We start from the raw sequence: 25,752 nt of genomic DNA on the forward strand, positions 1-25,752 counted from the left end.
ACGGTTCCCGCAATGGGCAATCGGGTATCGGCCTTTTCTGTATCTTCACAATACAGCACTATCACCGGTGGAAGAAGATCAAATGATATAAATCAACTAATTGTTTTAATTGACGATTATCAAGAAATGAGAGCGGCTGCGCGAAGCTTTTCGAGAAGCGGTGCATACCAGCGCGTATCCTTCACGAGCCGGAAACCGAGATTATCAGGCGGCACGCCGACCGCGCAGCCGCCGCTTTTCGGGTTTTTGACGAAGGCGCTCATCGCCGCACGGTGTTTTCCCGAAGCGACGGGAATACCGCAGGAGGCGACGGTATCCAGCATTTCGCCATCCTTGCCAAGCGTCACACGCCGGCTGCAGCTCGAGGTCCATTCCCAGACATTGCCGCCGAAATCGGCAAGGCCATATTCGTTTTCGCCGAAGCTGCCATAGGATTGCGGAACGGGATTGCCCGAGGCCTTGCGGCTGGTCTGCCGCTCATAATCCGCCAGCCAGCGCAAGGCCGGGTTTTCACTATCGGCAGCTACGCCAAGCGTCTCGTCCGGAAAAAGCGAGCCGGCGGCAAAGGCCAGTTCAGTATCACTCGGCAGGCGCCAGGTGGTGCCCGTCCGCTCGCTCAGCCATGCGGCATAGGCATGGGCATCATCCTGGCTGATGCCGGTTGCCGGTATCTCGCCGCCGACCGCAGCGGCAAAGCCGGGTTCCGGCTGCTGGCAGCCGCCTTCGGCGACGCAGCGCGCATAATCCGCGCTCGACACCTGATATTTCATGATCGTCAGATTTTGCCGCATCGTTACGTCGACCATCGGCCCATCGACGGCATAACCATTGCGGAAATATTCGCCTTCCGCCCGGTAGGTGAAACTGCCAGCAGGCACGGTAACGACCTGCGGCGGCGCCATGGCTGCGCGCGGATCAGTGCCGCTGCGGATGATCCCCGACTGGAAACCGATCGCCGTTGCCAGCAGCGTGGCAAGCGAGAGCGGCAAAAGGAGCGAGACGGCATTTGGAAAATGGCTGTTGCCGGGAATGCCCATGGGAACCTGCCTGCGTTTTGGGAACGCCAAAGTTCGGGCCTGCCTTCAGGCCGTAGAGAGCAGAAAGGAAGCGCGCCGCACTCTGTTGGCGGCGGCGCGCTTCCGGGCGCGTTAGATGCTCGACGGAGCGAGCACCGCTTGCATCAGGCTATTGTTCCACTCACCCGTCACCTTGAAGTGGGCCGCCGCGCCCAGCTCGAAGGCTTCAATGAGGTTGTGGTTGACATAGGCATAGATGCCGGGCTGCTCGAAGGTATAGAAGGCCGCGCCCGCCGTGCCGCCGGGGATGAACCAGGTTTCCTGGTCGAGATCCGGCGGGTTGCGGAATTTGCCCGTCGCCCAGACATAATCGCCATGGCCGCCGATGAGGTGCGGGCGGGTATCGCGGTTCGCCTGCGAATGCACGATCAGCACCTTTTCGCCCACGGCGGCCTGAAGGGCGTGTTCCCCCGTCAGGGCGCCGACTGCGCCGTTAAAGACGATGTGGCTTGGCGTCAGCTTGCGCATGACTTCCAGCGTATCGGCCATGGCGTCGCCGGCGCTTTCATATTTCTTGAAACTGCCGTTCTCGTCGCGGGGGATGTAGAAGTCCTGTTCGCCGACATAATAGACCTTGTCATAAACAAGCTCCTTGCCGTGGCCGTCCGTCAGGCCCTCGCGCGGCAGCACCATGATCGCGCCATTCATGCCCGAGGTAACGTGCCACGGCACCATGCCGGGAGGTGCGCAGTGATAGACGAAGACGCCGGCCTTGGTGGCCTTGAACCGCAGGATCGCCTTTTCACCGGGGTTGACGATGGTGAGCCCGCCGCCGCCGAGCGCGCCGGTGGCCGAGTGGAAATCGATATTGTGCTGCAGCTCATTGGTATCGGGGTTGATGAGGGTCAGTTCGACATAGTCGTCCTGATGCACCACCATCAAGGGGCCGGGAACCGAGCCGTTGAACGTCATGGCGTGGACCTCGGTGCCCTTGTCGTCGAGGACCATTTTCTGTTCCTTGATCGTCAAGGTGAACTCGACGATCTTCGGTCCGCCTTCGGCTTTCTGCGTATGGGCGTGCACGAAGGGCGGCTTGACGAGATCAACCTTTACGCGAGGAAGCGCTGCAATCTCCGCGCTCGTCAATGGCTTGGCTGCGGCCTTCTTTTCCTCTGCCGCGCTCGCCGCCGATGGTATGACCATGGGGGCTACAGCCCCTGCAAATGCTGCGCCTGCGAGAATATTACGCCGTGTGATGTGGAAGGTTTCCGTCATCATATTTCTCCTGTCCCTCTTAGGGCAGAGCATGTTTCGCTCTGTCACAGCATTTGTAGCGGAGGGGCGGAAATACAATTTGAGATGGAGCAAACTGCGCGTCGGGCCACCTGCGACATTTTGGCAGGCGGTTACGGCTTCATGCGGAGGCGTCACACCTCCTCTTTGCCTGTTCGCAAAGAAGCGAGACGGGCTTGCGTCTAGACATATGTCAAGACCAAACGAGGAGCATTATAATGAGTGGTAGCCAAACCGTTCTCACCGAAGGGCGCAGCCGGCCAAAGGGCGGCATTCCAAGGGGGCTGGCACGCACCGGCCCGGTTATCTTTTCTTACGGCTTCCGGCCATTTTTCCTCGGCGGCGCCATCTGGGCCATCGTGGCGATGGTGTTGTGGATCGCAGCCCTTTCCGGCCTTGTCGACATCGGCGGAGATTACGGTGCGCCGAACTGGCATGCCCATGAGATGCTGTTTGGTTTCGCTTCGGCGGTGCTGGCCGGCTTTCTACTGACGGCTGTGCCGAACTGGACGGGGCGGCTGCCGGTGTCGGGCAAACCGCTGGTCTGGCTGTTTGCGCTCTGGTGCGCGGGCCGGATTTTCCTGCTCGTGCCGGACACGGTGGGCGTGGTCACCGCCGCAGCCGTTGACGGACTTTTCCTGCCGGCACTTCTCACGATCTGCGCGCGCGAGGTCATTGCCGGGCGCAAGTGGAAGGACCTCAAAGTGCTGGGCGGGCTATTGGCGCTTTCCGTCGCCAATATCATTTTCCATGTGGCGGCGATCGAAGGCGACCTGAGCCAGATGGCGACCCGCCTTGCCGTTTCGGCCTACACCGTGCTCGTCATTATCGTCGGCGGCCGGATCGTGCCGAGTTTTACCCGCAACTGGCTGAACCGTTTCGGCCGCACGGATTTCCCCGTGCCCTATAATGGCTTCGACACCGCCGCCATCCTCACCGGCATCGCGGCGCTGGCCGTCTGGACGGTAGAGCCCGAGAGCATGGTGGCCGTGCCCACGGCACTTCTGGCAGCTTTCATGCACGCCGTGCGTCTCATCCGCTGGCGCGGCTGGACAACCTGGCCTGAGCAGGTGCTAGTAGTGCTGCATGTGGCCTATGCCTTCATCCCCGCCGGTTTCATCGCCATTGCGCTGGCGGCTCTCGATGTCATGGACACGCGGTCCGTCCTGCACATCTTCACTGTCGGCGTCATCGGCTGCATGATGCTTGCGGTCATGACGAGAGCAAGCCTTGGCCACACCGGACGCAAGCTTGCGGCCAGCAGGGTCACTATTGCCGCTTATGTGGCGCTGATCACCTGCGCGCTGCTGAGACCTACAGCCGAGTTCTTCCCCGGCGCCATGATGCATCTTTACGCCTGCTCGGCGCTTCTCTGGATCGTGGGTTTCGGTCTCTTCTGCGTTGAATACGGGCCGATACTGATGCGTGAGCGCAAACCGCTGAAAGCGTAGTCGGGTTCGTTGCTAAACCGCCAAAACGAAACGCCCCGGAAGCAATTTCCGGGGCGTTTCGCTATCGAGGATACCCGATGGTTTAATGTGCACCGGCCCCGGCGCGGATGAAGATGCGAAACGCCGTGCGCGCCTCGTCGAAATTACCGGCCCATTGATGGCCCCGGGCCAGAAGCTCCGGGTAGAGGAAGGTCGGTTCCTGCGGCATCAGCACGAAGATCACGGCACCCGGGGGAAGACGGTCAAGTGCGGCAAGCGTACGGCTCGTCTGACCCTCGGTCGCCTCGTCGCTGAGATCGAGATAGGTGACCGGGTCGGGCCATATCTGCGGCTCCTCTGCGTTGCCCGCAAGCGCCGGTGAAACGGAAATCTGCTCGGCTTCACTGGATTGCGGCGTAAACAGCACTTCCCAGTCGCCGCCGCCGATTTCCCGGACCTGATGGTTAAAACCGCGCTCGGCCATCACCTTGAACAGCGGAACGGGCCGGAAGGTGGCCAATAATCGCAGCGCCTCACCCGGCGCAAGCCCGGCCACGGCTTCCATGATTGCCGGAAAGGGCTCGCCGCCGCTCTGCAAAAGCGGCCGGACATCGAGTTCCCTGATCATTTCCGTCATTGCTTCACCTCGTTAGTCGGCTGGCGGCGGCACGAGCCGTCCGCCAGAGGTCTTTTCACCATGCCGCAGGCGCTGGGGTCAATGCTCGGATCCGCAGCAGCATTCGCAACCGGACATATCGTCCTCGGAGCCTTCGGCCTGTTCTTCCAGCCGGCTGATATCGAGACGCCAGACTTCCGGACCCTGTTCGAGATATTCCCAGCCGAATTCACCGGGGAAATTGGTGGCAAGCTGGTAAAGCAGCGGACGGGGATCGTGATCGCTGGTGATCTGCAGCGATTGCCCTTGAGCCAATGCGCTAAGCGCGCCGAAAATGCGCGGATGGCGTTCGCGGTGCGGAATGATGCGCACATCGATATTGGTTGCAGTTTGGGCTTCGGACATAGGCTGGCTCCACGGCCGCGGATGAAACTATGTCCGGCGGTGCGGCCGGCCGGCGGACTGGAAAAACCTATCCGCCGTGCGGTTGGGGGACATTGTCGCCGCGCAAATAAACCTGAGATTCGTCAGGTCTGTTTGCGCGACACGCTTCAGCCGGCAAGGCTGCGATAGATTGCCGGCAGCGCCGATGGCAGCTTCGCTATCCTGCTGACGATGGCATAACCGTTCTGGCCGAACATGGCCGGAATATAGGATTGCGCCTTGCTGTCGACAGTCACCCCGAAGACGCTGACGCCCGAGCGCCTTGCCTCGGAAACGGCGCGGCGGCTGTCCTCGATGGCGAAGCGACCTTCATAATGATCGACATCATTCGGCTTGCCATCCGTCAGCAACAGAAGCAGCTTGCGGCGCTCCGGTCTTTCATGCAGCTTGGCGCTGGCGTGGCGGATGGCGGGACCGATGCGGGTGTAGAAGCCGGGCTTCAGCGCCGCGATGCGACGCTCGATAGTGTGGCCCATCGGTTCATCGAAATCCTTCACTGTCTCCACTCGCACCCAGGAGCGGCGGCGTGAGGTGAAGGTCAGGATCGAGTGACTGTCGCCGCAGGCGGAAAGCCCGTGGGCAAGCACCAGCAGCGCTTCCTTTTCCACGTCCAGCACTCGGCGATTGTCGAACCAGGCGTCGGTCGACAGCGATACGTCGACGAGGATCGTCACGGCAAGATCATGCGCCTGCGGGCGGCTTGCCATATGAATGCGGTCGCTGCCCTGTCCGCCGGCGGCGATGTCGCTTCTGGCGCGCACCACCGCGTCAAGATCGAGATCGTTGCCGTCAAGCTGGGCTCGCAGCATCTCGTGACTTGGCCTCAGCACCTCGAACTGCCGCCTGACCCGGCGGATAAGGCTCTTGGTGTCCGGGTCGGGTTCCGACGCCGTCTCGGCACCCTTCGCAGGGGAGGCGATGACCCGGCAATGGTCGGCGAGGTAGGTGCCACTGCGATAATCCCATTCGGGATAGGTCAGTTCCGCCGTCAGCGGCGTATGATCCAGCGCTTCGGGCGGCAGGTCGAGATCGAAGCGGAAGCGGGCGGAAGGCCGTCCCTTTCTTTCTCCCAGCGTCATGTCGTCCAACTCGTCGGCCGCACTGCCGTCGGCATCGTCGCTGTCGTCACCGGGACGGTCGACATTGACCATCTCGGCCATGGCAAGGATTTTTTCGAAACGGTTGAGGATGAAGGGGCTTCGCTCGGTCTGCCGGTTCTCCGCCTTTTCACGCACGGCGATATGGCGGGCCGCTTCCGCCCCCTGCGGCGCGGCGCTCGCCGCCGGCTGGTCTTCGCCCTGCCGCGCCTCGGAGGTTTCGCGCAGCAGCGTGTCCGGCCAGAGCGGAACCGGCAGGATGGGCAGGTAGCGCGGCGGCGCCTTGGCCGGGAAGCCGGCGGGTGGTGTGTGGCCCTCGATCCCCGCCGCTTCCGCCAGCATGGAGAGCACCCGTTGTTCCACCTGCTGCTCGGCCTGCGGCAGCGGCCGCTTCTGGCGCACCGCGAGCAGGGCAGCGCAAAGCCGGCGATAACGGGTCTTCATTCCGGGGAAGGCATGGATGACGGCTTCCGCCAGTTCTGCGGCGCGGTCGAGCCGGACAAGATCGTTGCGCAGCGGGTCGGCGGCCACGACCGGTTGAATCGGCATCAGCGCCATGGCGGCAGCGAGCCAGAGATAAAGATCGCGGTTGAGGCGGCGGTCGGGAAACAGATCGAGCACCGGCGGCAGCATCAGCGTGGCATGATCACGGCCGGGCTGGGCCAATTTTTCTTCGCCAAGGCCCATGCGTTGGCGAAGCCTCAGCCGGTGCGTGGAGGTGCGGGCGCGGGCCGGGGCGATCTGCACCGCATGTTCACCGCCAAAACCGCGGAAACAGATGGCCAGCACGGCCTGCATATCCTCCAGCTTCACGGCATGATCCGGAAAGCGCAGCCATGTGCCGGTTTCGCCGATCAGCCTGTGCCAGGCGCGGCCGACGGTTTCTTCCAGTTCCAGAAAGTCCAGCATGGTTTATCCTCATGGCATCGAGCCGGAATGCGCGGGCCTCGCCGCGCATTCCGAGATGGATATAAATGCGCCCTATCGGATGATCGCATCCGCGACTTCATGCAGCGCGGCCTTTACGTCAGGCTCGTCGGTCAGCGGCTCGATCATCGCCGCGCGCACGGCCTGGCGGGCGGGAAGGCCGGTATCGATGAGGCTGGCGCAATAAACGAGCAGGCGGGTGGAGACGCCCTCTTCCAGATCGTGGCCTTTCAAGCCGCGCAGCCGGTGGGCGAGATCGACGAGCGGCTCGACATCGCGCGCATCCAGCCCGCTTTCATGCGAAACGACGGCAATCTCCTGCTCCTTCGGCAGGAAATCGAATTCGATGGCGACGAAACGCTGGCGGGTGCTGGGCTTCAGGCTTTTCAGAAGGTTCTGGTAGCCGGGATTGTAGGACACGACGAGCATGAAGCCGGAGGGCGCTTCCAGAACCTCGCCGGTGCGCTCCAGCGGCAGGATGCGGCGGTCGTCGGTAAGCGGATGCAGCACTACGGCCACATCCTTGCGCGCCTCGACGATCTCGTCGAGGTAACATATGCCGCCCTGGCGCACCGAGCGTGTCAGCGGGCCGTCCATCCACACGGTTTCACCGCCTTTCAGCAGGTAACGGCCGGTCAGGTCGGCGGCGGCAAGGTCGTCGTGGCATGAAACTGTCGAAAGCGGCAGGCCGAGTTTCGCCGCCATATGGCTGACGAAACGGGTTTTGCCGCAGCCTGTCGGGCCTTTCAGCAGAAGCGGTAATTGCCGCACCCAGGCGCTTTCGAACAGCACGCATTCATTGCCGAGCGGCGTGTAGAAGGGGGCATCCGGCAGGGGCGGCGGTGTCGGGCGGAAGAGGGTATTCATGGTCATCTCCATGTTTGATGGTAAGGAACCGGCTCTCCGGGGGAAAAGGAGAGCCGGTCCGTTTTCTCATTCGGCGGGCTGCACGAGGCGGGCAACGTCACCCTGTTTTTCTTTGCCCGGGACCAGGATTGCCCAGATGAACATGGCCGCCGAAATGAGAACCGCGAAACCCGAGCCGAGGCGGATCCAGTAGAAGATCGCCAGATGGTCCTGCACATCCATGAAGCTTTCGCCCATGACGCGCTGTAGCTGGATCTGCACCACGCCGGCAAAGGTCAGCGCGAAGGTCATCACCGACATGGCCGTGCACATCACCCAGAAGCTCGTCATCGAAAGCCACTGATTGTAAGGCGCGCGCTTTCGCATTTCCGGCACGGCATAGGCCATCATGGCGAGGTTCAGCATCACATAGGCGCCGAAGAAGGCGAGGTGTCCGTGGGCTGCGGTGAGCTGCGTGCCGTGGCTATAGTAATTCACCGACGACAGCGTATGCAGGAAGCCCCAGACGCCGGCACCGAAGAAGGCCATGACCGAGCAGCCGATCGACCAGAGCAGTGCCGCGCGGTTCTCATGCTTGCGGCCGGCCTTCCAGGTCATGACGAAGGTGAAGATGACCATGGTGAAGAAGGGGGCCACTTCGAGCGTCGAGAAGAGCGAGCCGATCCACTGCCAGTAACCCGGCGCGCCGATCCAGTAATAGTGGTGTCCGGTGCCGAGAATGCCCGAGAAGAGGGCAAGGCCGACGATGACATAGAGCCATTTTTCCACCACTTCGCGGTCGATGCCGTTGAGCTTGATCATCAGGAAGGCGAGGATCGAGGCCATGATCAGTTCCCACACGCCTTCCACCCACAGATGGATGACGTACCACCAGTACATCTTGTCGAGCGCCAGGTTCATGGGGTTGTAGAAGGCGAAGAGGAAGAAGATAGCCAGACCCCAGAGACCGAAGAGCAGGATGTTGATAACAGTGGTCTTGCGGCCCTTCAGCGCCGTCATGGTGATGTTGAACAGGAACATCAGAACGACGAGGACGATGCCGACCTTGATGGCGAAGGGCTGCTCGAGGAATTCGCGGCCTTCGTGGATGCGGAACATATATCCGACCACCGCAACGGCTGCGGCCACCAGAAAGATCCAGAACTGCGCGATGGCGAGTTTCGGGCTGTAAAGCTCCGTTTCCGTCTCTTCCGGCAGCAGGTAGAAGGTCGAGCCCATGAAGCCCATCAGCAGCCACACCACAAGGGCGTTGGTGTGGATCATGCGCACGATATTGAAGGGCAGAAGCTCTGAAAGCGTGTTGGGCAGTACGTAGATCGTGGCGGCGACGACGCCGAACAGGATCTGCGCCACGAACAGCCCGATTGCGCCGTAAAAATACAGCATGGCGACTTTTTGTGTCTGGTATTTCATCTCGTCATCTCCTTGCCGTCCACCTCAACCCGCCTCGTTCGGCGGCCAGTTCTGCGTCTTGATCCGGCTCGTCCATTCGAGGAAGTCGACGAGATCATCGAGCTCCTGTTCGGTGAGATTGAACTGCGGCATCTGGCGTCGGCCCTCGATGCCGGTCGGCTGGGCGGCCATCCAGCCCTTGATGGAATCGCGCGCCGCTTGCTTGTCTTCCACGCCGCCATAGCGCTTCCAGACGTTGCCGAGTTCAGGCGCGAAATAGGCGCCTTCGCCGAGCAGCGTGTGACAGTTGATGCAGGAATTTTTCTCCCACACGTGTTTGCCGCGTGCGACGCTTTCCGTCAGCGTGCTTTCATCCGTCGAGGTGGTGCGCATGTAATAATGGCTATGGGCGGTCAGCCCGACGAATATGACAAAGAAGAAGATGGAGCCGCCGTAAAAGACGTTTCGCGCTCCTGTTTTGGTCAGGCGTTCTGCCATGCCAATGGTCCTTTCCATCCGGAAGACCGCTTATGCGGACTGGCTTGATCGAACCCTCATGCCGGGATTTGCCAGCTGGCTGGCGGAATGCGGTGGGGCCTGAACCCTTTCTAGCCGTTGGCCGCGGGCGTTCTTTGCCTTTTGGCAAACAATGGGAGAGGTGGTGCCGCCGGGCTTTTCAGAGTGACAAAATGCCCTGGAGAAACGCCCGCAAAAGCGCGGCGGCGGCGAAGATGGCGGGCCATGCCAGAAGGGCGGCGCGCAGCGGGCCGCGCTCTTTCCGAAAGCCCAGAAAGTCGTCGATGACGCGTCTGGATTTCAAGAGCGCGAAAAGCAGCACCAGGCAGGCGGCTGCGACCGGCGGCAGAAACGCCGCCTTCCACGATATGACGACGGCCGTGCCGGCGAGAACGAGAATGGCGAGTGCTGCGAAGCTTCTTGCAAGCTGGCGGGAGGTGCGATGGATCATGATGTCAAACCAGATAAACGACGGGAAAGATGACGATCCAGACCAGATCGATGACATGCCACAGCGTCGTCACCAGCGTGATGTTCTCGTTTTTCGGCCAGCAGGCCACGATGAACAGCAGGATTGCGACGAAGATGACATGCAGCAGATGGAAGCCGGTGAGCAGGAAATAAAGCTCAAAGAATGCGCCATAGGCGGGATCGGAGGCGAAGGCGATTTCGGTGGAATATTCATAGAGCTTCACACCAACGAAAGCGAAGCCCAGCAGGCCGGCAAGGACAAGCGCCCGCCTTTTGCCCGGCAGCGCGGTGTAGCGGCTGGCCGCAACGGCCGCCTGCCAGCCGCTTGCCAGCAATATCAGCGTATTGAGACCGGCAAGCTGCGGCTGCAGATGCTGGCGTGCGGCGGCAAATCCCTCGGGATTGAGAGCGAAGGCGATGATGAACGCCCCGATCAGCGCGCCGAAGGCGGCAAGTTCGCTCCAGACCAGAATCCACAGGAGCAGATTTCCGCTTTCCTCTTCCGTATTGATCGCCATGGCCTTGTCCGTAATTGTAAAACAGCAAGCCACGCTTAGGCGTCCTCAAACCCCGCTTCTTTGCGGTCGGTCAAAGAAGGGAGCGCGCAAAGCCCTATTGTCCTGACAAAGCGCAACTCTGGAAAATGGAGCTTCCCATGAACGACGCACAGGTCGGGCTGATTGTCGCAACCCCTGTTATCATTGGCTTTGCGGTACTGTTGTACCGTATGGGAGTATTACAGCGCATGGGCGCGGTTTCCGCCGTTCTTGCCTCCGTGGCGATTGCGTCGGTGCTGTTCCTGAACCAATGAGAAGGCAGTCGGATGCTTGAACTTGTCGCCGCTCTTTCGCTTTTCGTGGCGCTGCATTCCATTCCCGCCGTGCCGGCCGTGCGCGGCCGGCTGATTGCGGCCATCGGCGGGCCCGCTTATTTCGGCGCTTATTCGGTCGTCTCGCTTCTGACGCTGGCCTGGGTTTTTTACGCCGCGCTGTCCGTCGATTACATTCCGCTCTGGGATGTCGCGCCCTGGCAGGCGCACGTCACGTTTCTCGCTGCTCCGACTGGTCTGTTTTTCGTGCTGGCAGGCCTCTTCAGCGTCAATCCGCTCTCCATTTCCGTGCGGCAGGGGCAGGAGCCGGGGGCAATCGTGCGCATCACGCGGCACCCGGTGCTTGTCGGTTTTCTGTTCTGGTCGCTTGGCCATGTCGTGCCGAATGGCGACCTGCGCTCGGTCATCCTGTTCGGCGGTTTTGCGTTGTTTTCGTTCGGTGGAATGGCCATGACCGAAAAACGCGCCCGGAAAAGACTGGGCGATGCGTGGGGCGCGACGGCTGCCGGCAGCGCAACGGTTCCCTTCGCAGCAATCCTCTCCGGCAAAACGCGCCTCGCCGTGGACGGGCCGATGCTGCTTGCTGCGGCGCTGACGGCGTTGACGATCTGGTGGCTGCTGGCAGGTGGCCATGCTGCGCTCTTCGGCGCGGACCCTATGGCCTATCTCTGATCGCTCAGGGCGCTTTCACAACATGTGGCTGCCATATAGTAGCCTGCGGCGCGGAAGCGATACCGAGCTGATCAATGGCGCGAGCGGCCATCTGGTCGACAATATCGGCGATGCTTTGCGGTCTGTTGTAAAAGGCCGGAACCGGCGGCATGACGGTGGCGCCCGCTTCCGTCACAGCGCACATGTTGCGCAGATGGATGAGATGCAGCGGCGTCTCGCGTGTCATCAGGATCAGCTTCCGGCGCTCCTTCAGATGCACATCGGCGGCGCGGGTGAGAAGATTGTCCGAAAACCCGGTTGCAATGGCCGCAAGTGTGCGCATGGAGCAGGGTGCAACGATCATGCCGGCTGTCGGGAAAGAGCCGCTGGCAATTGCCGCGCCGATGTCATCGACGGCGTGATTGACACTGGCGAGCGACAACATCCGCCCCATGGCTTGCGCACCTTCCTCATGCAGCACGGTGCGTCTGGCCGATTGCGACAGGACAAGATGGATTTCGACGCTTTTCATCCCGGCGAGGCGTTCAACGATGCGCAGGGCTATGCCGGCACCCGATGCGCCACTGACGCCCACCACCACACGACACGGGGTCATGGCCGTTCTCCAAGGCCGAGATCACGCCACATCACATCGACTTTCGCGATCACGTCAGGTGTCATTGATAGCACGCGGCCCCATTCACGCTCCGTCTCCGGCGGCAGCTTGCGGGTGGCATCCAGCCCCATCTTGCCGCCGAGCCCGGCTTTCGGCGAGGCGAAGTCGAGATAATCAATCGGCGTGTCGTCGATGATCGTTGTATCGCGCGAGGCGTCGAAACGGGTGGAGAGCGCCCAGACCACATCCGCCCAGTTGCGCACATCAATATCGGGATCGACCAGAATGATGAGTTTTACATAGCTGAACTGCGGCAGCATCGACCAAAGGCCCATCATCACCCGTTTTGCCTGCCCCGGATATCGTTTGTCGATCGAAGCGACCATCACGCGATAGGAACAGGCCTCCGGCGGCATCCACAGATCAACGATTTCCGCAAATTGTCTTTTGACGAGCGGCAGGAAAATCTCGAGCATGGCTTCGCCGAGAACCGAGGGTTCATCCGGCGGCCGGCCGGTATAGGTGGAAAGATAGATCGGATTGCGGCGCATGGTGATTGCCGATAGCGTCATGACCGGAAAGGCTTCGACGGAATTATAATAGCCGGTATGGTCGCCGTAAGGGCCTTCCAGCGCCGTTTCCTTTACTGAGACGGTGCCTTCCAGCACGATCTCGGCATTGGCGGGCACCGGCATCGGCACGGTCAAGGCTCTGGCGATGCGGCTTTTCATGCCGCGCAGCAGGCCGGAAAAGCCAAGCTCGCTGATATGTTCGGGAAGCGGCATGACGGCGGCGAGAATGGTGGCGGGATCAGTGCCGATGGCGATGGTGATGGGCATATCCAGCCCGCGCGCCTGCCACAGCCGGTGGTGATGTGCCCCGCCACGATGAGCCAGCCAGCGCATGATCACCCTGTCCGGCCCAAGCGTCTGCATGCGGTAGATGCCGACATTGATATCGTCGGGATCATCAGGCGAACGGGTGATGACCAGCGGCCAGGTGATGAGCGGGGCCGGTTCGCCCGGCCAGCACCATTGCACCGGCAGGTGGGCAAGGTCGACTGCATCTCCCGTCAGCACCCTTTCCTGCACCGGCGCGCGGGAGACGTTGCGTGGCCGCATGGAAAGTGCTGCCCGGAGCAAAGGCAGCTTGCTCCAGGCCTCTGCCATGGTTTTCGGCGGCCGCGGCTCGCGCAATTCTGCCAGCTTCGCGCCAAGCGTGGGCAGGCCGCCCGTTTCCAGCCCGAGCCCCCATTCGATGCGTTGACGCGTGCCGAACAGATTGGCAAGCAGCGGCATCTCCCGCACCTTGCCCTCGTGGTCGACGGGTTGCTCGAACAGCAGCGCCGGCCCGCCCTCGGCGAGCACGCGGTGGTGGATTTCGGTGATCTCGTGCACCAGCGAGACCGGCTGGCGGATTCGCCGCAGCTGCCCACGCTCTTCCAGCAGCCGGACGAAACCGCGCAGATCGGCAGCGCGGGCGGGTTTCTCTTCTGTCTTTGTGTCTGTCGGTTCGTCTCTCATGCCGCTTGTTTGCCGGTGGCAGTGGGGCATGTCCTTGCGCTGCCGCAAATGCGGGTTCAGTGCGAACGAAGATAGTCGGCGAGAACGAGGGCGTGGTTGTGTTCGGTATCGTGGGCGGCATAAAGCAGTGTGACCCGGCCTTTCGCCATCAGCTCCTTCATCTGGGCCACGGCATCGGGGTTGGCCGCCAGTTCCTCATGATAGTGCCGGGTGAATTCGGCAAAGCGCGATGGCATATGGGAGAAGTTCTTTCGCAATTCGTTGCTGGGCGCGATCGCCTTCAGCCATAGCGACAGTTTTGCATCTTCCTTACGCATGCCGCGCGGCCAGAGCCGGTCCACCAGAACGCGCGTGCCGTCATCGTCGCTGGCGGGTTCGTAAACCCGTTTGACCCTTATATCGGACATGGGCGACCTCCTTCGCTTGGCAAGTCCGTGATCTATAGCGCTTTTCACGGTTTCACGCCGGAAAATTACCCTGTCTTTGCGTTCGCTCAAACCGCCATCCGTGCGCCACGGTTAGGTTGCCGCCCGCAACAGAGCCGACAGGACCCTTCATGAGACCTTTTCCCGCCGCCATCGCCACCCCCTTGAATTTTCTGCCGATTGCCGTGGTGCAGCGAGCGACGGCGGCGATGCTGGCGCAGATCATGAAGCGGCATCCTAATATGTTCGTCCGGCTCGGCGAACATCGCAACAAGCGCTACGCTTTTCTGCCTGTCGATCTCCCCTTCGCCTTCATGGTCGAACCCGCAAGTCCTGCCATCACCGTCAGCCGAAAGGGCCGCCTGCCCAAGACGGACGCGGCGGTCGAGGGACCGCTTTTCATGCTGCTTGCGCTGATGGAGGGGCGGCAGGATGCCGATGCGCTGTTCTTTTCGCGTGATCTGAGCGTCACCGGCGACATGGAGGCGATGCTGGCGCTGCGCAATGCGCTTGATGACAGCGGTATCGATCTGCCGCGTGACCTCGGTGCATTTGCCGGGCCTTTCGCGCCCGTGGTAACGCGTGTCGCGAACCGTCTGCGCGGCCACGTTCTGTCCGAAACGCGGGGAGAGCAGGCATGGAACTGATCTGTCCTGCGGGAACGCCCGCCGCCTTTCGTGAGGCCGTGGATGCCGGGGCGGACGCCGTCTATTGCGGCTTTCGTGATGAAACCAACGCCCGCAATTTTCCCGGCCTCAATTTTTCCCGCGAAGAGCTGGCCGACGCCATCACTTACGCGAAGAAACGCGGTGTCCAGACCTTTGTGGCGCTCAACACCTTCATGCGCGCCGGTAATGAGGATATCTGGTATCGCGGCGCGGCCGATGCCGTGAAGGCGGGGGCTGACGCGCTTATCCTCGCCGATTTCGGCCTGATGGCGCATGTGGCGGAAAACCATCCGCAGCAGCGCATCCACGTCTCGGTACAGGCCTCCGCCTCCAATGCCGATGCGGTCAATTTTCTCGTCGATGCCTTCGGCGCGAAACGGGTGGTGCTGCCGCGCACCCTGACGATTTCCGACATCGCCCGGCTGGCGCGGCAAATCCGCTGCGAAATCGAAATCTTCGTGTTCGGCGGTCTCTGCGTCATGGCAGAAGGGCGGTGCTCGCTGTCCTCCTATGCCACAGGCAAATCACCCAACATGAACGGCGTCTGCTCGCCGGCAAGCCATGTGCATTACCGGCAGGATGGGCAGGAGCTGGTGTCGGAACTCGGTGATTACACCATCAACCGCTTTCCGGCGGGGGAGGCGGCGGGTTACCCGACGCTGTGCAAGGGCCGTTTCGAGATTGCCGATGACAAGTCCTATGCCTTCGAGGATCCGGTATCGCTTGACGTGATGGACCAGATCGATGCGCTGCGCGAGGCGGGGGTCAGCGCGCTGAAGATCGAGGGTCGCCAGCGCGGCAAGGCCTATGTGGCGGAAGTGGTTTCCACCCTGCACCGGGCGCTTTCCGCCGGTGCCGAAGAGCGCGGCAGGCTGCTCTCACGCCTGCGGCTCTTAAGTGAAGGCCAGCGCACCACCGTTGGCGCTTATGAGAAACGCTGGAGATGAAGGCGATGGTAAAACCCGCAAAGGCCACTCTGGCGCTCGGCCCGGTCCTTTATCTCTGGCAGGGCGAGAAATGGCGAGATTTCTATTTCCGCATCGCCGATGAGGCGCCCGTCAGCCATGTCTATCTCGGCGAGACCGTCTGTTCCAAACGGTTTCATTTCACCGAGCCGCATCTGGCAGAGGTGATCGAGCGGCTGGAGAACGCCGGAAAACAGGTGGTCCTCTCGACGCTTTCACTGGTGACGCTGGAACGGGAAAGCCGCCAGCTGCGCGGCCTGATCGCCGATAGTCCCTATCCCGTCGAGGCGAATGACCTTTCCGCCCTTGGCATGCTGCATGGCGCGCCGCACGTCGTCGGGCCGATGGTGAATGTCTATAATGCCGCGACCGCGCGGCTGCTCTCCTCGCGCGGGGCAAGCGCCATCTGCCTGCCGCCGGAACTGCCGATGATCTCGGTGGAGCGCATCGTGGCGGAGACGCCTGATGTGGACTTCGAAATCTTCGCCTTCGGCCGCCTGCCGCTCGCCATTTCGGCGCGCTGCGCCCATGCCCGCGCCAGGGGCAATATCAAGGATAATTGCCAGTTCGTCTGCGGCGACGATCCGGATGGATTGCCGGTCCGCACGCTTGACCGGCAATCATTTCTGGCGCTGAACGGAGTGCAGACAGTGTCGCACACCTGCCAGTCGCTGCTTGGCGAATTGCAGGATCTGGCCGCTGCCGGCATCGCCCGCTTCCGCCTCTCGCCGCAGGATTGCGACATGGTGGCGGTGGCGCAGATCCATGACGACGTTCTGACCGGCAGGCGGGGTGCGGAAGATGGTCTTGCCCGTCTCAGCCAAATCTATCCGGACGTGCCTTTTTCCAATGGTTTTCACCACGGGCAGGAAGGGGCGGCCTGGATCGCCCGCGCCCGCAACACGGCGCATGGGGTGAATGCATGACGACGAACGGAAAAAACGCGCAACCACAGTCTGCGGCAGCGCCGGGCGGGGCGGATATCGCGGCGGCGATCCATCTCGTGCGTAACGTGGTTTTGCAAAGCGCGCTCGATTGCGACTGCCGTGACAAGGTGCACGAGGCGCTGCGCGAGCTTGAGGATTTCGAGCGCCAGCGCAATGTCGTCAAGCTCCTTGCCGCCGCCCGCGAGGAGCGGCGCAAGATCGGGCTTCTAGCCGATATGCTGTCGGATTTTGCCGAGGACGATACGGTCGATGAAGGCGTCGTCGAAACGGCGAGCCTGATGTTTCTCGATATCGCCGCCGCCGCGCAGGAGGGTTCGCGCATTCTGCGAGAGGCCCGGTCTCTTAAAACATGCAAATAGCCCCTTGCTTCCGGTGCTGTTTGATCCTGCGCAAAGAGCACCCGCTTGCAAAATGTCATTTCCGGGTTGGTGACGCTCCGGGCCGCAAGGCTGGTTGTGCGGCATCGGGGCGCTTCCGGCGCGAACAAGGATCAGGACCATGGCCCATCATCTCACCCGTCGTCAGGCTCTTTCGGCCCTTTCCGGTTTCACGGTGGCGACGCTTGCCGCACCGCATATTCTGAAAGCCGAGACACCGCTCACCTTTTACGGGCCTCCCGCCGCGCCGTCCGCCGTGCTGGCCCATGCCGTAAAAGGCGGGTTCCTGAAGGACGTTGCGCCTGAAGCCGTCTTCAAGGCCTGGAAAACGCCGGATGAAATGCGCGCGGCCGTTGCCTCCGGCTCCATGGGGGCGGTGGTGATGCCGAGTTATGGCGCCGCCAATCTCCATAATCGCGGCCTCGGCCTCGGGCTGCTCAACGTGCTGACCACGGGTCTGCTCTATATCGTTTCGAAAGACGAGACGCTGAACTCCCTGAAAAGCCTTTCCGGCAAGACGCTCGCTTTGCCGTTCAAGAATGATATGCCCGATTTCGTGCTGCATCGCCTTGTTGCCGAAAACGGCTTGAAGTCCGGCGACATCAAGCTGGAATATGCCGCCTCGCCGCCGGAAGCTGTGCAATTGCTGCTGACGGGCAGGGTGGATGCGGCGCTGCTCAGCGAACCGGCCGCAACCGCTGTGCTGATCAAGGCGAAGTCGTTTTTCATGACCGTCCACCGCACCATCGATATCCAGCAGGAATGGGCGAAGGTGGCCGGCAAGGCCGAAATCCCGCAGGCCGGTCTCGCCTTGACGTCGCAGGTTCAGCAAAAGCTCGGCAAGTCCGGCATAGAGGCTCTACAGGCCGCCATGGAGGCGGCGCTCGCCAGCGCCATCGCCGACCCGAAGACGGCGGCCGATGCCGTCGCCGAAGCCCTGGGCTTTCCGCCTGACATCATCGCTGCCTCCTTCCCGACTAGCCATCTATGTGCGCTGAAGGCGAGTGCTGCGCGTACCGATCTTGAGGCGTTTTACGATGAACTCGCCAAGGCCGGCCCCGCGATCATCGGCGGTCGGCGGCCGGATGACGGTTTTTATCTGGTGTAGCAGGCATGAACCGCATTCTCGAAAGTCTTGGCTGGATGGGCCGCTATCTCTGGGCGGGCTGGGCGGGGCTTTCGGGTATTTTCTGCTTTCTCGCCGCCTGGCAGGCCGGGCATGAAATTTATGGCTCCTTCATCCTGCCTTCGCCGGGTGAGACCTTCGCGGCTATCGGAGTGCTTGCGGCGAGGCCGGATTTCTTCGCGATCCTGTCGCAGAGCGCGGTCAGGGCCCTGACCGGTTTCACCATTGCGGCGGGCATCGGCACCGTCGCCGGCGTGATGGCGGGTTACTCCTTCGCGGCCATGCGGCTGATGAAGCCTGTTGTCACCGTCCTGCTCGGCGTTCCGCCCATAGGCTGGATCGTGCTGGCGCTGATCTGGTTCGGTTCCTCCGGCGGCACTGCCGTCATGACCGTTGTCATCGCATCGGCTCCCGTTTCCTTTGCCGGTGCATTGGAAGGTGTCGCCAAGCGGGATCGTCAGCTGGAGGTGATGGCGCAGGCCTTCGGTGCTCCATGGTTTTACCGGTTGCGCACCGTCACCATGCCGCATGTGCTTTCCTATCTCTTTCCCGCCTGGACCACGACGGCCGGCAGTGCGTGGAAAGTCACTGTCATGGCCGAGCTTCTGTCGAATTCCGGCGGCATTGGCGGCGAACTGGCCACCGCACGCGCGCTGTTCGATATCGCGCAGGTCAGCGCCTGGCTCACCATCACCGTCGCGCTGGCGCTGCTCACCGATTACGGCCTGCTGCATCTGCTGCGCGAAGCGCTGGAACGCTGGCGCGCCGCCGGGCTGCCATGGGGTGTCAAACGATGAGCGATCATTCCAACCTGCGTTTTGAACATGTCGGCCACGCCTTTTTAGGTCGCAGCCTGTTCGAGAATTTCGACCTGAGCATAGCGCTGGGGGAAACCGTGGCGCTGCTTGGCCCTTCCGGCAGCGGCAAGACGACGATCCTGCAGATCGCGGCTGGCATCATCGATCCCGTTCGCGGCCGCGTGCATCGTCGATATCGCCGGCAGGGTCTGGTCTTTCAGGAACCGCGGCTGCTGCCATGGATGACGCTGATCGACAATATAGCCTACGGCCTTGCGGCCACCGGCATGCCGAAACGGGAACGCCGTGAAAGGGCTGGGTGTTTTGCGCTCGAAGTTGGGCTGGAAGAAGCGGATTTCGGCAAATATCCGGTCGAGCTTTCCGGCGGCATGCGCCAGCGCGCCGGTGTGGCGCGGGCGCTGGCGGTGGAGCCGGACATGCTGTTTCTGGACGAACCTTTCAGCGCCGTCGATGTCGGCCTGCGACGCCATTTGCAGGAGCTTCTGGTGGGTACCGCCCGCAGGCGCGGTTTCTCCACCCTTCTTGTCACCCATGATCTTCATGAAGCGCTGATGGTGGCCGACAGGCTGATCGTGCTTTCAGGCATGGACGGCCGCGTGGTTGCCGCTCACAAGCCTTCCGGCTCGCCGGGCGGGCGCATGGCGCGGGCGGTGTTCGATGAAGCGGAACGCCTGGCCGAGAGCCCGGCCTTTGCCGAACTGTTTTCGGCGAGGGAGCGGGTCAGATGAGGCCGCCGCCGATCCTTTCCGAAGCCCTGCGGCTGTTTTTTCCTCTGGCCGCCACGCATGGCGCGGTCTGGCCGTTTTTGTGGGTGGTTATCGGCGGTTATGGCCTGCCTTTCGCCGATGCCGTGCCTGCCTCGCAATGGCACGCCCATGAGATGATTTTTGGCACCTATGGCATGGCGCTTGCGGGTTTCCTCGGGTCGGCGGCGCCGGAATGGACGGATACGAAACCGGCGCAGGGGAGAGCGCTGGTCCATCTTGCCTGCCTCTGGCTGCCGGGCCGCATCATCGGTGTCTTGGGGGCTGATGCGTGGAGCCTGCTGGCCGGCTTTTTTGATATGGCTTTTCTGCTGGCGCTCTCTGCCCTCATCGGCAGGGCAATGCTGGCGCGGCGCACGGTGAAGCACCTGACATTTCTCATCTGGCTTCTTCTTTTCGCGGCGACGGAAGCGGGTGTGCGTTATGGCTGGTGGGCCGGCGATCTCGCATTCGCATCCCGCTGCCTGGAAGTGGCGCTGTGCATCTTCATCGTGCTGTTTTCGCTCTCGGCAGCCCGCATCAATGTGGTCGTCATCGATCTGGCGCTCGATCCAAGCGGAGAGACCACGCCTTACCGGCCGCATCCCGGCCGCCAGCACATGGCGGGCGCCATGGTGACGATTTATATGGCGGCGAGGCTCGCCTTTCCGCAAAGCGATGTCTGCGCCTGGCTAGCGCTTGCGGCCGGTGCGGCGTTTTTCGACCGGCTGGCCGAATGGTTCATCGGGCGTGCGGTCTTCAGGACCGAGGTGCTGCTGCTCGGCCTTGGCAACGCCTTTGCCGGCGCGGGATTTCTGGCGCTCGGGGCGACACGGCTCGGTTTTTCCGTCACGCCCGCCGCAGGGCTGCATCTCCTGTCTGTCGGGGCGCTTGGATGCGCTGTCATGGCGGTTTTCATCATCGCCGGGCTTCGGCACACGGGCCGCAATCTGGCGTCTCTGCCTTGGCAGGCCCATGCGGCGGCGGCCCTGATGGTGGCGGCCGGGCTGATCCGCATCCTGTCTGAGTTCGATTTCGCCGCGATCCTGTCACCCTATCATCATGGTCTCAGTGCAATGCTCTGGGCGGCGAGTTTCGGCATCTGGCTGCAGGGTTTTCTGCCCTTCATGCGCGCGCCGGGAATGGACGATACGGGAGCCTGCGGATGAGAGCGAGATTCCCGCAGCAGGCGCATTCAACCGTTTTTACGTCGACTGTTTATTTTTTCAGCAAAAGCACAATGCGAAATCAGTGACTTAGGTGAGCCGTCTTGATGAATGTTAGTTTTGATAAATAATCAATAAAATCAAGTGGTTGAATATTTCCGTCTTTTAGCCGATGATGACTCGAAACGAATAGGAAACGCGAATATGCCTAAAATAGTCGCGCCTCAACACACAGATGAAAAGCCTGGCCGGACGAGGGAACTTGTGACCTTCGCCGTTCTGGCCTTTGGAATTTGGCCCGTTCTGGCGGTCGGATTTGTCGGGGCTTATGGCTTTATCGTCTGGATGTTCCAGATCATTTACGGCCCTCCGGGGCCGCCCGGTCATTGAGGGCGCCATGATGATGGAAGCCTCCCTCAGCCGGCGCGATTTGCTGCGCGGCGGGCAAAAACATAGACCACGCATCTGTCCCCCCGGGGTCGCGTTGAGCGACCTCACCGCTTGTAGCGGTTGCGCAAAATGTGTCGAAGCCTGTCCCACCGGCATCATTGCCATGGTGGGCGGTTTGCCTTCGGTGGATTTTTCCGTCGGGGAATGCACCTTTTGCGGCAAATGCGCCGAAGCCTGTCCGGAACCGGTGTTTGCCGTCCCTGCTGCCCAACGCTTCGATCATGTCATGGCGATCGGTAAAGGCTGTCTCGCCTTCGGCAATATTGATTGCCAGGCCTGCCGCGATGCCTGCCCGACCGAGGCCATCCGGTTTCGCCCGCGCCGCGGCGGTCCCTTCGTGCCTGAACTTATCGAACAAGCCTGCACCGGCTGCGGGGCCTGCGTGTCCGTCTGCCCGGCCGGTGTGATCGAGATCAAGGAAACAGCCACGGAGATGCAATATGCCTGAAAATACAGGGCGGTATCATGTTTCAAGCGCCGTGGTGGCGGTGATGCCGCAGATGCGCGACGCCGTGCTCGCAACGCTTTTAACGCTCGATAATGTCGAGGTTCATGGCGAGGGCAACGGCAAGATCGTCATCGTCATCGATGGCACGAGCACCGGCATGCTGGGCGATACGCTCACTTATATTTCGACACTCGACGGTGTGATTGCCGCCAACATGGTTTTCGAACACGTCGATACAGAGGAGACAGGCGGCGATGAGCAGCGAACTGACGCGGCGTGATCTATTGAAGGCGCATGCCGCCGGCATTGCGGCGGCAACGGCGGGCATTGCGCTTCCGGCGGCCGCACAGCCGGTGCCGGGCGGCGTTTCCGCCTTGCAGATCAAATGGTCGAAGGCGCCCTGTCGTTTCTGCGGCACGGGCTGCGGCGTCATGGTCGGCGTCAAGGAAGGCAAGGTCGTCGCCACCCATGGCGACATGCAGGCGGAGGTCAATCGTGGCCTCAACTGCATCAAGGGCTATTTCCTGTCCAAGATCATGTATGGCAAGGACCGCCTGCAGACCCCGTTGCTGCGCAAGAAGAACGGCGTCTACGCCAAGGATGGCGAGTTCGAGCCGGTAAGCTGGGACGAGGCCTTCGACGTGATGGCCGCGCAGTGCAAGCGGGTGCTGAAGGAAAAGGGACCGACGGCGGTGGGCATGTTCGGTTCCGGCCAGTGGACGATCTTCGAGGGTTATGCCGCGACCAAGCTGATGCGCGCCGGCTTCCGCTCCAACAATCTCGATCCCAATGCCCGTCACTGCATGGCGTCTGCTGCCTATGCCTTCATGCGCACCTTCGGCATGGATGAGCCGATGGGCTGTTACGACGATTTCGAACATGCCGATGCCTTTGTGCTCTGGGGTTCGAACATGGCGGAAATGCACCCCATTTTGTGGACGCGTATCGCCGACCGGCGCCTGGGGTTCGACCATGTGAAGGTGGCGGTGCTTTCGACCTTCACCCATCGCAGCATGGACCTTGCCGATATCCCGATGGTCTTCAAGCCGGGTACGGATCTCGTCATCCTCAATTATATCGCCAACCACATTATCAAGACCGGACGCGTCAACGAGGATTTCGTGAAGAACCACACGAAATTCGTGCGCGGCGTCACCGATATCGGTTACGGCCTGCGGCCGGACAACCCGGTGGAGGTGAATGCCGCCAATTCCGCTGATCCGACCAAGACGGAAGCGATCGATTTCGAGACCTTCAAGGAGTTCGTCTCCGAATACACGCTGGAAAAAACCGCCGCCATGACCGGCGTGGAAGCCGGTTTTCTGGAAGAACTGGCCGAGCTTTATGCCGACCCGAAACGCAAGGTCATGTCGCTCTGGACCATGGGGTTCAACCAGCATGTTCGCGGCGTCTGGGCCAACCAGATGGTCTATAACATTCATCTGCTGACGGGAAAGATTTCCGAGCCGGGCAACAGCCCGTTCTCGCTCACCGGCCAGCCCTCGGCCTGCGGCACGGCGCGTGAGGTCGGAACCTTCGCCCATCGCCTGCCGGCCGACATGACGGTGACCAACCCCGAACACCGCAAACATGCGGAAGAAATCTGGCGCATCCCGCACGGCATTATCCCGGAAAAGCCGGGTTATCACGCCGTGCAGCAGGACCGCATGCTGCACGACGGCAAGCTGAATTTTTACTGGGTGCAGGTCAATAACAACGTACAGGCAGGTCCCAACACCAAGAACGAGACCTATCAGGGCTATCGAAATCCCGAAAACTTCATCGTGGTCTCGGATGCCTATCCGACCATCACGGCCATGAGCGCCGACCTCATTCTGCCCGCCGCCATGTGGGTGGAAAAGGAAGGGGCCTATGGCAATGCCGAGCGGCGCACCCATGTCTGGCACCAGCTGGTCGAGGCCTCGGGTGAGGCGCGTTCCGATCTCTGGCAGCTGGTGGAATTTTCCAAGCGCTTCACCACCGATGAAGTGTGGCCGGCGGAGATACTCGACGCCAATCCCGCCTATCGCGGCAAGACGCTTTATGAGGTTCTCTTCAAGGACAGCGATGTCGGCAAGTTCCCGCTGAGCGAGATCAACGCGGATTACCAGAACCAGGAATCCAAGGATTTCGGTTTCTATCTGCAGAAGGGCCTCTTCGAGGAATATGCCGCCTTCGGGCGCGGCCACGGCCATGATCTTGCGCCTTACGATGCCTATCACGAGGTGCGCGGCATGCGCTGGCCTGTGGTGGACGGCAAGGAAACGCTGTGGCGTTACCGCGAGGGTTACGACCCCTATGTCAAACCCGGCGAGGGCGTGAAATTCTACGGCAACAAGGACGGCAAGGCGGTCATCATCGCCGTGCCCTATGAGCCGCCGGCCGAATCCCCCGACGACGAATTCGATACCTGGCTGGTGACGGGCCGCGTGCTGGAGCACTGGCATTCCGGTTCCATGACCATGCGCGTGCCGGAACTCTACAAGGCTTTCCCCGGCGCCCGCTGTTTCATGAATGCCGATGATGCGCGCAAGCGCGGGCTCAATCAGGGAGCGGAAATCCGCATCGTCTCGCGCCGCGGCGAAATCCGCTCCCGCGTGGAAACGCGCGGACGCAACCGCATGCCGCCCGGTGTCATCTTCGTTCCCTGGTTCGATGCCAGCCAGCTCATCAACAAGGTGACGCTCGACGCAACCGATCCCATCTCCAAGCAGACGGATTTCAAGAAATGCGCAGTCAAGATAGAGCCAGTCGCATGATCAGGAAACACGGATGGATGGTCGCCACGCTTCTGGTGGTCGCGGTGGCGACGGGTGCCGCTGCGCAGATGGTGCCGGAATTGTCCGGCCCGCGCGGTGACGCCATGCGCACCGAGCCCGCCAAACCTCTGCCGAAATGGGTGATCGACGACTTCAGGCGCATGCGCGCCTATCCGGAACAGCCGCCGGTCATTCCCCATTCCATCGACGGCTACCAGCTTTCGGTCAATGCCAACCGTTGCCTGTCCTGTCATAAGCGCGAATTCACGCAGGATTCCGGCGCGCCGATGATCAGCGTGACGCATTACATGACGCGCGAAGGCCAGATGCTGGCGGATGTTTCGCCGCGCCGTTATTTCTGCACAGCCTGCCATGTGCCGCAGGCTGATACGCGACCGCTCGTGCCCAACACGTTTCAGGACATGAGCGAAATGGGCGTCAAACCGGCGGGTAGCGAATGATGATCGCCCGAGTGAAAAAACTTCTCGCCTGGCTCTGGGCTATTCTGACGACGCCGGCCGGTACGCTCAGCCTTGCCTTCCTGACGCTTGGCGGCTTCGTCGGCGGGGTGATGTTCTGGGGCGCCTTCAACACCGCGCTTGAGATGACCAACAAGGAAGCCTTCTGCATTTCCTGTCATGAGATGCGCGCGAATGTTTATGAGGAACTGACGCGGACGGTGCATTTCTCCAACCGTTCCGGCGTGCGCGCCTCCTGTCCGGATTGCCATGTGCCGCATGAATGGACGGACAAGATCGCCCGCAAGATGCAGGCCTCCAAGGAGGTCTGGGGCAAGATTTTCGGCACCATCGATACGCGCAAGAAGTTCCTCGACAAGCGGCTGGAGCTTGCCCAGCACGAATGGTCGCGCCTGAAGGCCAATGACAGCCTGGAATGCCGCAACTGCCATTCTTCCGCCGCCATGGATTTTACCAAACAGACGCAGCGCGCCGCCGATATCCATTCCAGATATCTGCTGACGGGCAAGGCCACCTGCATCGATTGCCACAAGGGCATCGCCCATGAATTGCCGAATATGGAAGGCATCGACCCCGGCTGGAAAATGCCGCCGGCACTAGACGACCAACCGGGCCCGACGGCCTCTGCTGTGGACGACCTGAGGCGCGCGATGACGGATGTGCATCGGAACGTTTTCTGATCTGTCTGGCAAA

Annotated in this window: 30 protein-coding genes; 17 read left to right on the forward strand and 13 right to left on the reverse strand. The window is 61.6% G+C overall.

The annotated features are described in order from the left end of the window. Window positions 1-119: 119 nt before the first annotated feature. Together V6S97_RS23800 and nirK are read right to left on the reverse strand one after the other, a co-directional pair. A complete protein-coding gene (locus V6S97_RS23800) occupies window positions 120-1,037 on the reverse strand; it encodes an SUMF1/EgtB/PvdO family nonheme iron enzyme (protein WP_003504636.1) in 918 nt (305 codons plus the stop codon). 111 nt (window positions 1,038-1,148) lie between these two features. Beyond that, the gene (gene nirK / locus V6S97_RS23805; protein WP_020809044.1) at window positions 1,149-2,291 is read right to left on the reverse strand and encodes a copper-containing nitrite reductase; all 1,143 of its coding nucleotides are present in this window, start codon (window positions 2,289-2,291) and stop codon (window positions 1,149-1,151) included. A 236-nt stretch (window positions 2,292-2,527) separates the two neighbouring features. On the opposite strand from nirK, the gene V6S97_RS23810 reads away from it, so the two are divergent. Next, window positions 2,528-3,760: an NnrS family protein gene (locus V6S97_RS23810; RefSeq protein WP_020809043.1), complete on the forward strand. Its 1,233-nt coding sequence runs from the start codon at window positions 2,528-2,530 to the stop codon at window positions 3,758-3,760. An 82-nt stretch (window positions 3,761-3,842) separates the two neighbouring features. Here the strand turns inward: V6S97_RS23810 and V6S97_RS23815 are convergent, their stop codons facing one another. The 8 genes from V6S97_RS23815 to V6S97_RS23850 form a co-directional block, all read right to left on the reverse strand. After that, complete coding sequence (locus V6S97_RS23815; RefSeq protein WP_020809042.1) at window positions 3,843-4,376, reverse strand: DUF2249 domain-containing protein; 534 nt, start codon at window positions 4,374-4,376, stop codon at window positions 3,843-3,845. Between the two features lie 78 nt (window positions 4,377-4,454). Beyond that, a complete protein-coding gene (locus V6S97_RS23820) occupies window positions 4,455-4,760 on the reverse strand; it encodes a DUF2249 domain-containing protein (RefSeq protein WP_020809041.1) in 306 nt (101 codons plus the stop codon). 146 nt (window positions 4,761-4,906) lie between these two features. Then, on the reverse strand, window positions 4,907-6,805 hold the full coding sequence (locus V6S97_RS23825) for a nitric oxide reductase activation protein NorD (protein ID WP_334427815.1): 1,899 nt from the start codon (window positions 6,803-6,805) through the stop codon (window positions 4,907-4,909). 72 nt (window positions 6,806-6,877) lie between these two features. Continuing rightward, a complete protein-coding gene (locus V6S97_RS23830; RefSeq protein ID WP_031233464.1) occupies window positions 6,878-7,690 on the reverse strand; it encodes a CbbQ/NirQ/NorQ/GpvN family protein in 813 nt (270 codons plus the stop codon). 66 nt (window positions 7,691-7,756) lie between these two features. Next, window positions 7,757-9,103 carry a nitric-oxide reductase large subunit gene (locus V6S97_RS23835; protein ID WP_003504648.1) on the reverse strand — a complete coding sequence of 449 codons (1,347 nt, stop codon included), beginning with the start codon at window positions 9,101-9,103 and terminating at the stop codon, window positions 7,757-7,759. Window positions 9,104-9,127: 24 nt separating this feature from the next. Continuing rightward, window positions 9,128-9,580: a c-type cytochrome gene (locus V6S97_RS23840; RefSeq protein ID WP_003504650.1), complete on the reverse strand. Its 453-nt coding sequence runs from the start codon at window positions 9,578-9,580 to the stop codon at window positions 9,128-9,130. 178 nt (window positions 9,581-9,758) lie between these two features. Next, window positions 9,759-10,049 (reverse strand): hypothetical protein, encoded by a 291-nt coding sequence (locus V6S97_RS23845; RefSeq protein WP_334427816.1) that lies wholly within the window; start codon window positions 10,047-10,049, stop codon window positions 9,759-9,761. 4 nt (window positions 10,050-10,053) lie between these two features. Continuing rightward, window positions 10,054-10,587: a cytochrome c oxidase subunit 3 gene (locus V6S97_RS23850; RefSeq protein WP_020809037.1), complete on the reverse strand. Its 534-nt coding sequence runs from the start codon at window positions 10,585-10,587 to the stop codon at window positions 10,054-10,056. A 137-nt stretch (window positions 10,588-10,724) separates the two neighbouring features. Between V6S97_RS23850 and V6S97_RS23855 the strand changes: the two genes are divergently transcribed. Together V6S97_RS23855 and V6S97_RS23860 are read left to right on the forward strand one after the other, a co-directional pair. Next, window positions 10,725-10,880, forward strand: coding sequence for a hypothetical protein (locus V6S97_RS23855; protein WP_003504656.1), 156 nt, complete (start codon window positions 10,725-10,727; stop codon window positions 10,878-10,880). A 12-nt stretch (window positions 10,881-10,892) separates the two neighbouring features. Continuing rightward, window positions 10,893-11,570 (forward strand): NnrU family protein, encoded by a 678-nt coding sequence (locus V6S97_RS23860; RefSeq protein ID WP_020809036.1) that lies wholly within the window; start codon window positions 10,893-10,895, stop codon window positions 11,568-11,570. Between the two features lie 4 nt (window positions 11,571-11,574). On the opposite strand, the gene V6S97_RS23865 is transcribed toward V6S97_RS23860, so the two are convergent. From V6S97_RS23865 to V6S97_RS23875, 3 genes are read right to left on the reverse strand one after another with little or no spacing between them, the layout of a single operon-like run. Then, on the reverse strand, window positions 11,575-12,165 hold the full coding sequence (locus tag V6S97_RS23865) for a UbiX family flavin prenyltransferase (RefSeq protein ID WP_031233462.1): 591 nt from the start codon (window positions 12,163-12,165) through the stop codon (window positions 11,575-11,577). Next, complete coding sequence (locus tag V6S97_RS23870) at window positions 12,162-13,688, reverse strand: UbiD family decarboxylase (protein ID WP_020809034.1); 1,527 nt, start codon at window positions 13,686-13,688, stop codon at window positions 12,162-12,164. The genes V6S97_RS23865 and V6S97_RS23870 overlap by 4 nt, the downstream gene beginning before the upstream one ends. A gap of 56 nt (window positions 13,689-13,744) precedes the next feature. Further along, window positions 13,745-14,095 carry a DUF488 domain-containing protein gene (locus V6S97_RS23875; RefSeq protein ID WP_111791762.1) on the reverse strand — a complete coding sequence of 117 codons (351 nt, stop codon included), beginning with the start codon at window positions 14,093-14,095 and terminating at the stop codon, window positions 13,745-13,747. A gap of 149 nt (window positions 14,096-14,244) precedes the next feature. Between V6S97_RS23875 and ubiT the strand changes: the two genes are divergently transcribed. From ubiT to V6S97_RS23945, 14 genes are all read left to right on the forward strand, one after another. Beyond that, window positions 14,245-14,760 (forward strand): ubiquinone anaerobic biosynthesis accessory factor UbiT, encoded by a 516-nt coding sequence (ubiT, locus tag V6S97_RS23880; protein WP_020809032.1) that lies wholly within the window; start codon window positions 14,245-14,247, stop codon window positions 14,758-14,760. Further along, the gene (gene ubiU, locus V6S97_RS23885; protein WP_003504676.1) at window positions 14,751-15,728 is read left to right on the forward strand and encodes a ubiquinone anaerobic biosynthesis protein UbiU; all 978 of its coding nucleotides are present in this window, start codon (window positions 14,751-14,753) and stop codon (window positions 15,726-15,728) included. The genes ubiT and ubiU overlap by 10 nt, the downstream gene beginning before the upstream one ends. A 5-nt stretch (window positions 15,729-15,733) precedes the next feature. After that, entirely contained in the window at window positions 15,734-16,672 is a 939-nt protein-coding gene (gene ubiV / locus V6S97_RS23890) for a ubiquinone anaerobic biosynthesis protein UbiV (RefSeq protein WP_080865053.1), read from the forward strand. Next, the gene (locus tag V6S97_RS23895; RefSeq protein WP_020809030.1) at window positions 16,669-17,052 is read left to right on the forward strand and encodes a hypothetical protein; all 384 of its coding nucleotides are present in this window, start codon (window positions 16,669-16,671) and stop codon (window positions 17,050-17,052) included. Before ubiV ends, V6S97_RS23895 begins: the two co-directional genes overlap by 4 nt. Window positions 17,053-17,191: 139 nt before the next feature. Then, window positions 17,192-18,178, forward strand: coding sequence for an ABC transporter substrate-binding protein (locus tag V6S97_RS23900; protein ID WP_020809029.1), 987 nt, complete (start codon window positions 17,192-17,194; stop codon window positions 18,176-18,178). 5 nt (window positions 18,179-18,183) lie between these two features. Then, on the forward strand, window positions 18,184-18,993 hold the full coding sequence (locus V6S97_RS23905; protein ID WP_020809028.1) for an ABC transporter permease: 810 nt from the start codon (window positions 18,184-18,186) through the stop codon (window positions 18,991-18,993). Beyond that, window positions 18,990-19,742 (forward strand): ATP-binding cassette domain-containing protein, encoded by a 753-nt coding sequence (locus V6S97_RS23910; RefSeq protein WP_020809027.1) that lies wholly within the window; start codon window positions 18,990-18,992, stop codon window positions 19,740-19,742. The genes V6S97_RS23905 and V6S97_RS23910 overlap by 4 nt, the downstream gene beginning before the upstream one ends. Beyond that, on the forward strand, window positions 19,739-20,926 hold the full coding sequence (locus tag V6S97_RS23915; RefSeq protein ID WP_334427817.1) for an NnrS family protein: 1,188 nt from the start codon (window positions 19,739-19,741) through the stop codon (window positions 20,924-20,926). Before V6S97_RS23910 ends, V6S97_RS23915 begins: the two co-directional genes overlap by 4 nt. A 201-nt stretch (window positions 20,927-21,127) precedes the next feature. Continuing rightward, window positions 21,128-21,313, forward strand: a complete 186-nt coding sequence (napE, locus tag V6S97_RS23920; RefSeq protein WP_003504689.1) for a periplasmic nitrate reductase, NapE protein — start codon at window positions 21,128-21,130, stop codon at window positions 21,311-21,313. A gap of 7 nt (window positions 21,314-21,320) precedes the next feature. Beyond that, window positions 21,321-21,821, forward strand: a complete 501-nt coding sequence (locus V6S97_RS23925) for a ferredoxin-type protein NapF (protein WP_031233459.1) — start codon at window positions 21,321-21,323, stop codon at window positions 21,819-21,821. Beyond that, a complete protein-coding gene (locus tag V6S97_RS23930; protein WP_003504694.1) occupies window positions 21,814-22,101 on the forward strand; it encodes a chaperone NapD in 288 nt (95 codons plus the stop codon). The genes V6S97_RS23925 and V6S97_RS23930 overlap by 8 nt, the downstream gene beginning before the upstream one ends. Next, window positions 22,076-24,580 carry a periplasmic nitrate reductase subunit alpha gene (gene napA, locus V6S97_RS23935; protein WP_020809024.1) on the forward strand — a complete coding sequence of 835 codons (2,505 nt, stop codon included), beginning with the start codon at window positions 22,076-22,078 and terminating at the stop codon, window positions 24,578-24,580. The genes V6S97_RS23930 and napA overlap by 26 nt, the downstream gene beginning before the upstream one ends. Further along, window positions 24,550-25,041, forward strand: coding sequence for a nitrate reductase cytochrome c-type subunit (locus V6S97_RS23940; RefSeq protein WP_077998774.1), 492 nt, complete (start codon window positions 24,550-24,552; stop codon window positions 25,039-25,041). The genes napA and V6S97_RS23940 overlap by 31 nt, the downstream gene beginning before the upstream one ends. A gap of 2 nt (window positions 25,042-25,043) precedes the next feature. After that, entirely contained in the window at window positions 25,044-25,739 is a 696-nt protein-coding gene (locus V6S97_RS23945) for a cytochrome c3 family protein (RefSeq protein ID WP_031233457.1), read from the forward strand. The last annotated feature ends 13 nt before the right edge of the window (window positions 25,740-25,752 follow it).

It is taken from the genome of Agrobacterium sp. CCNWLW155 (assembly GCF_036888815.1).
Taxonomy (GTDB): Bacteria; Pseudomonadota; Alphaproteobacteria; order Rhizobiales; family Rhizobiaceae; genus Agrobacterium; species Agrobacterium radiobacter.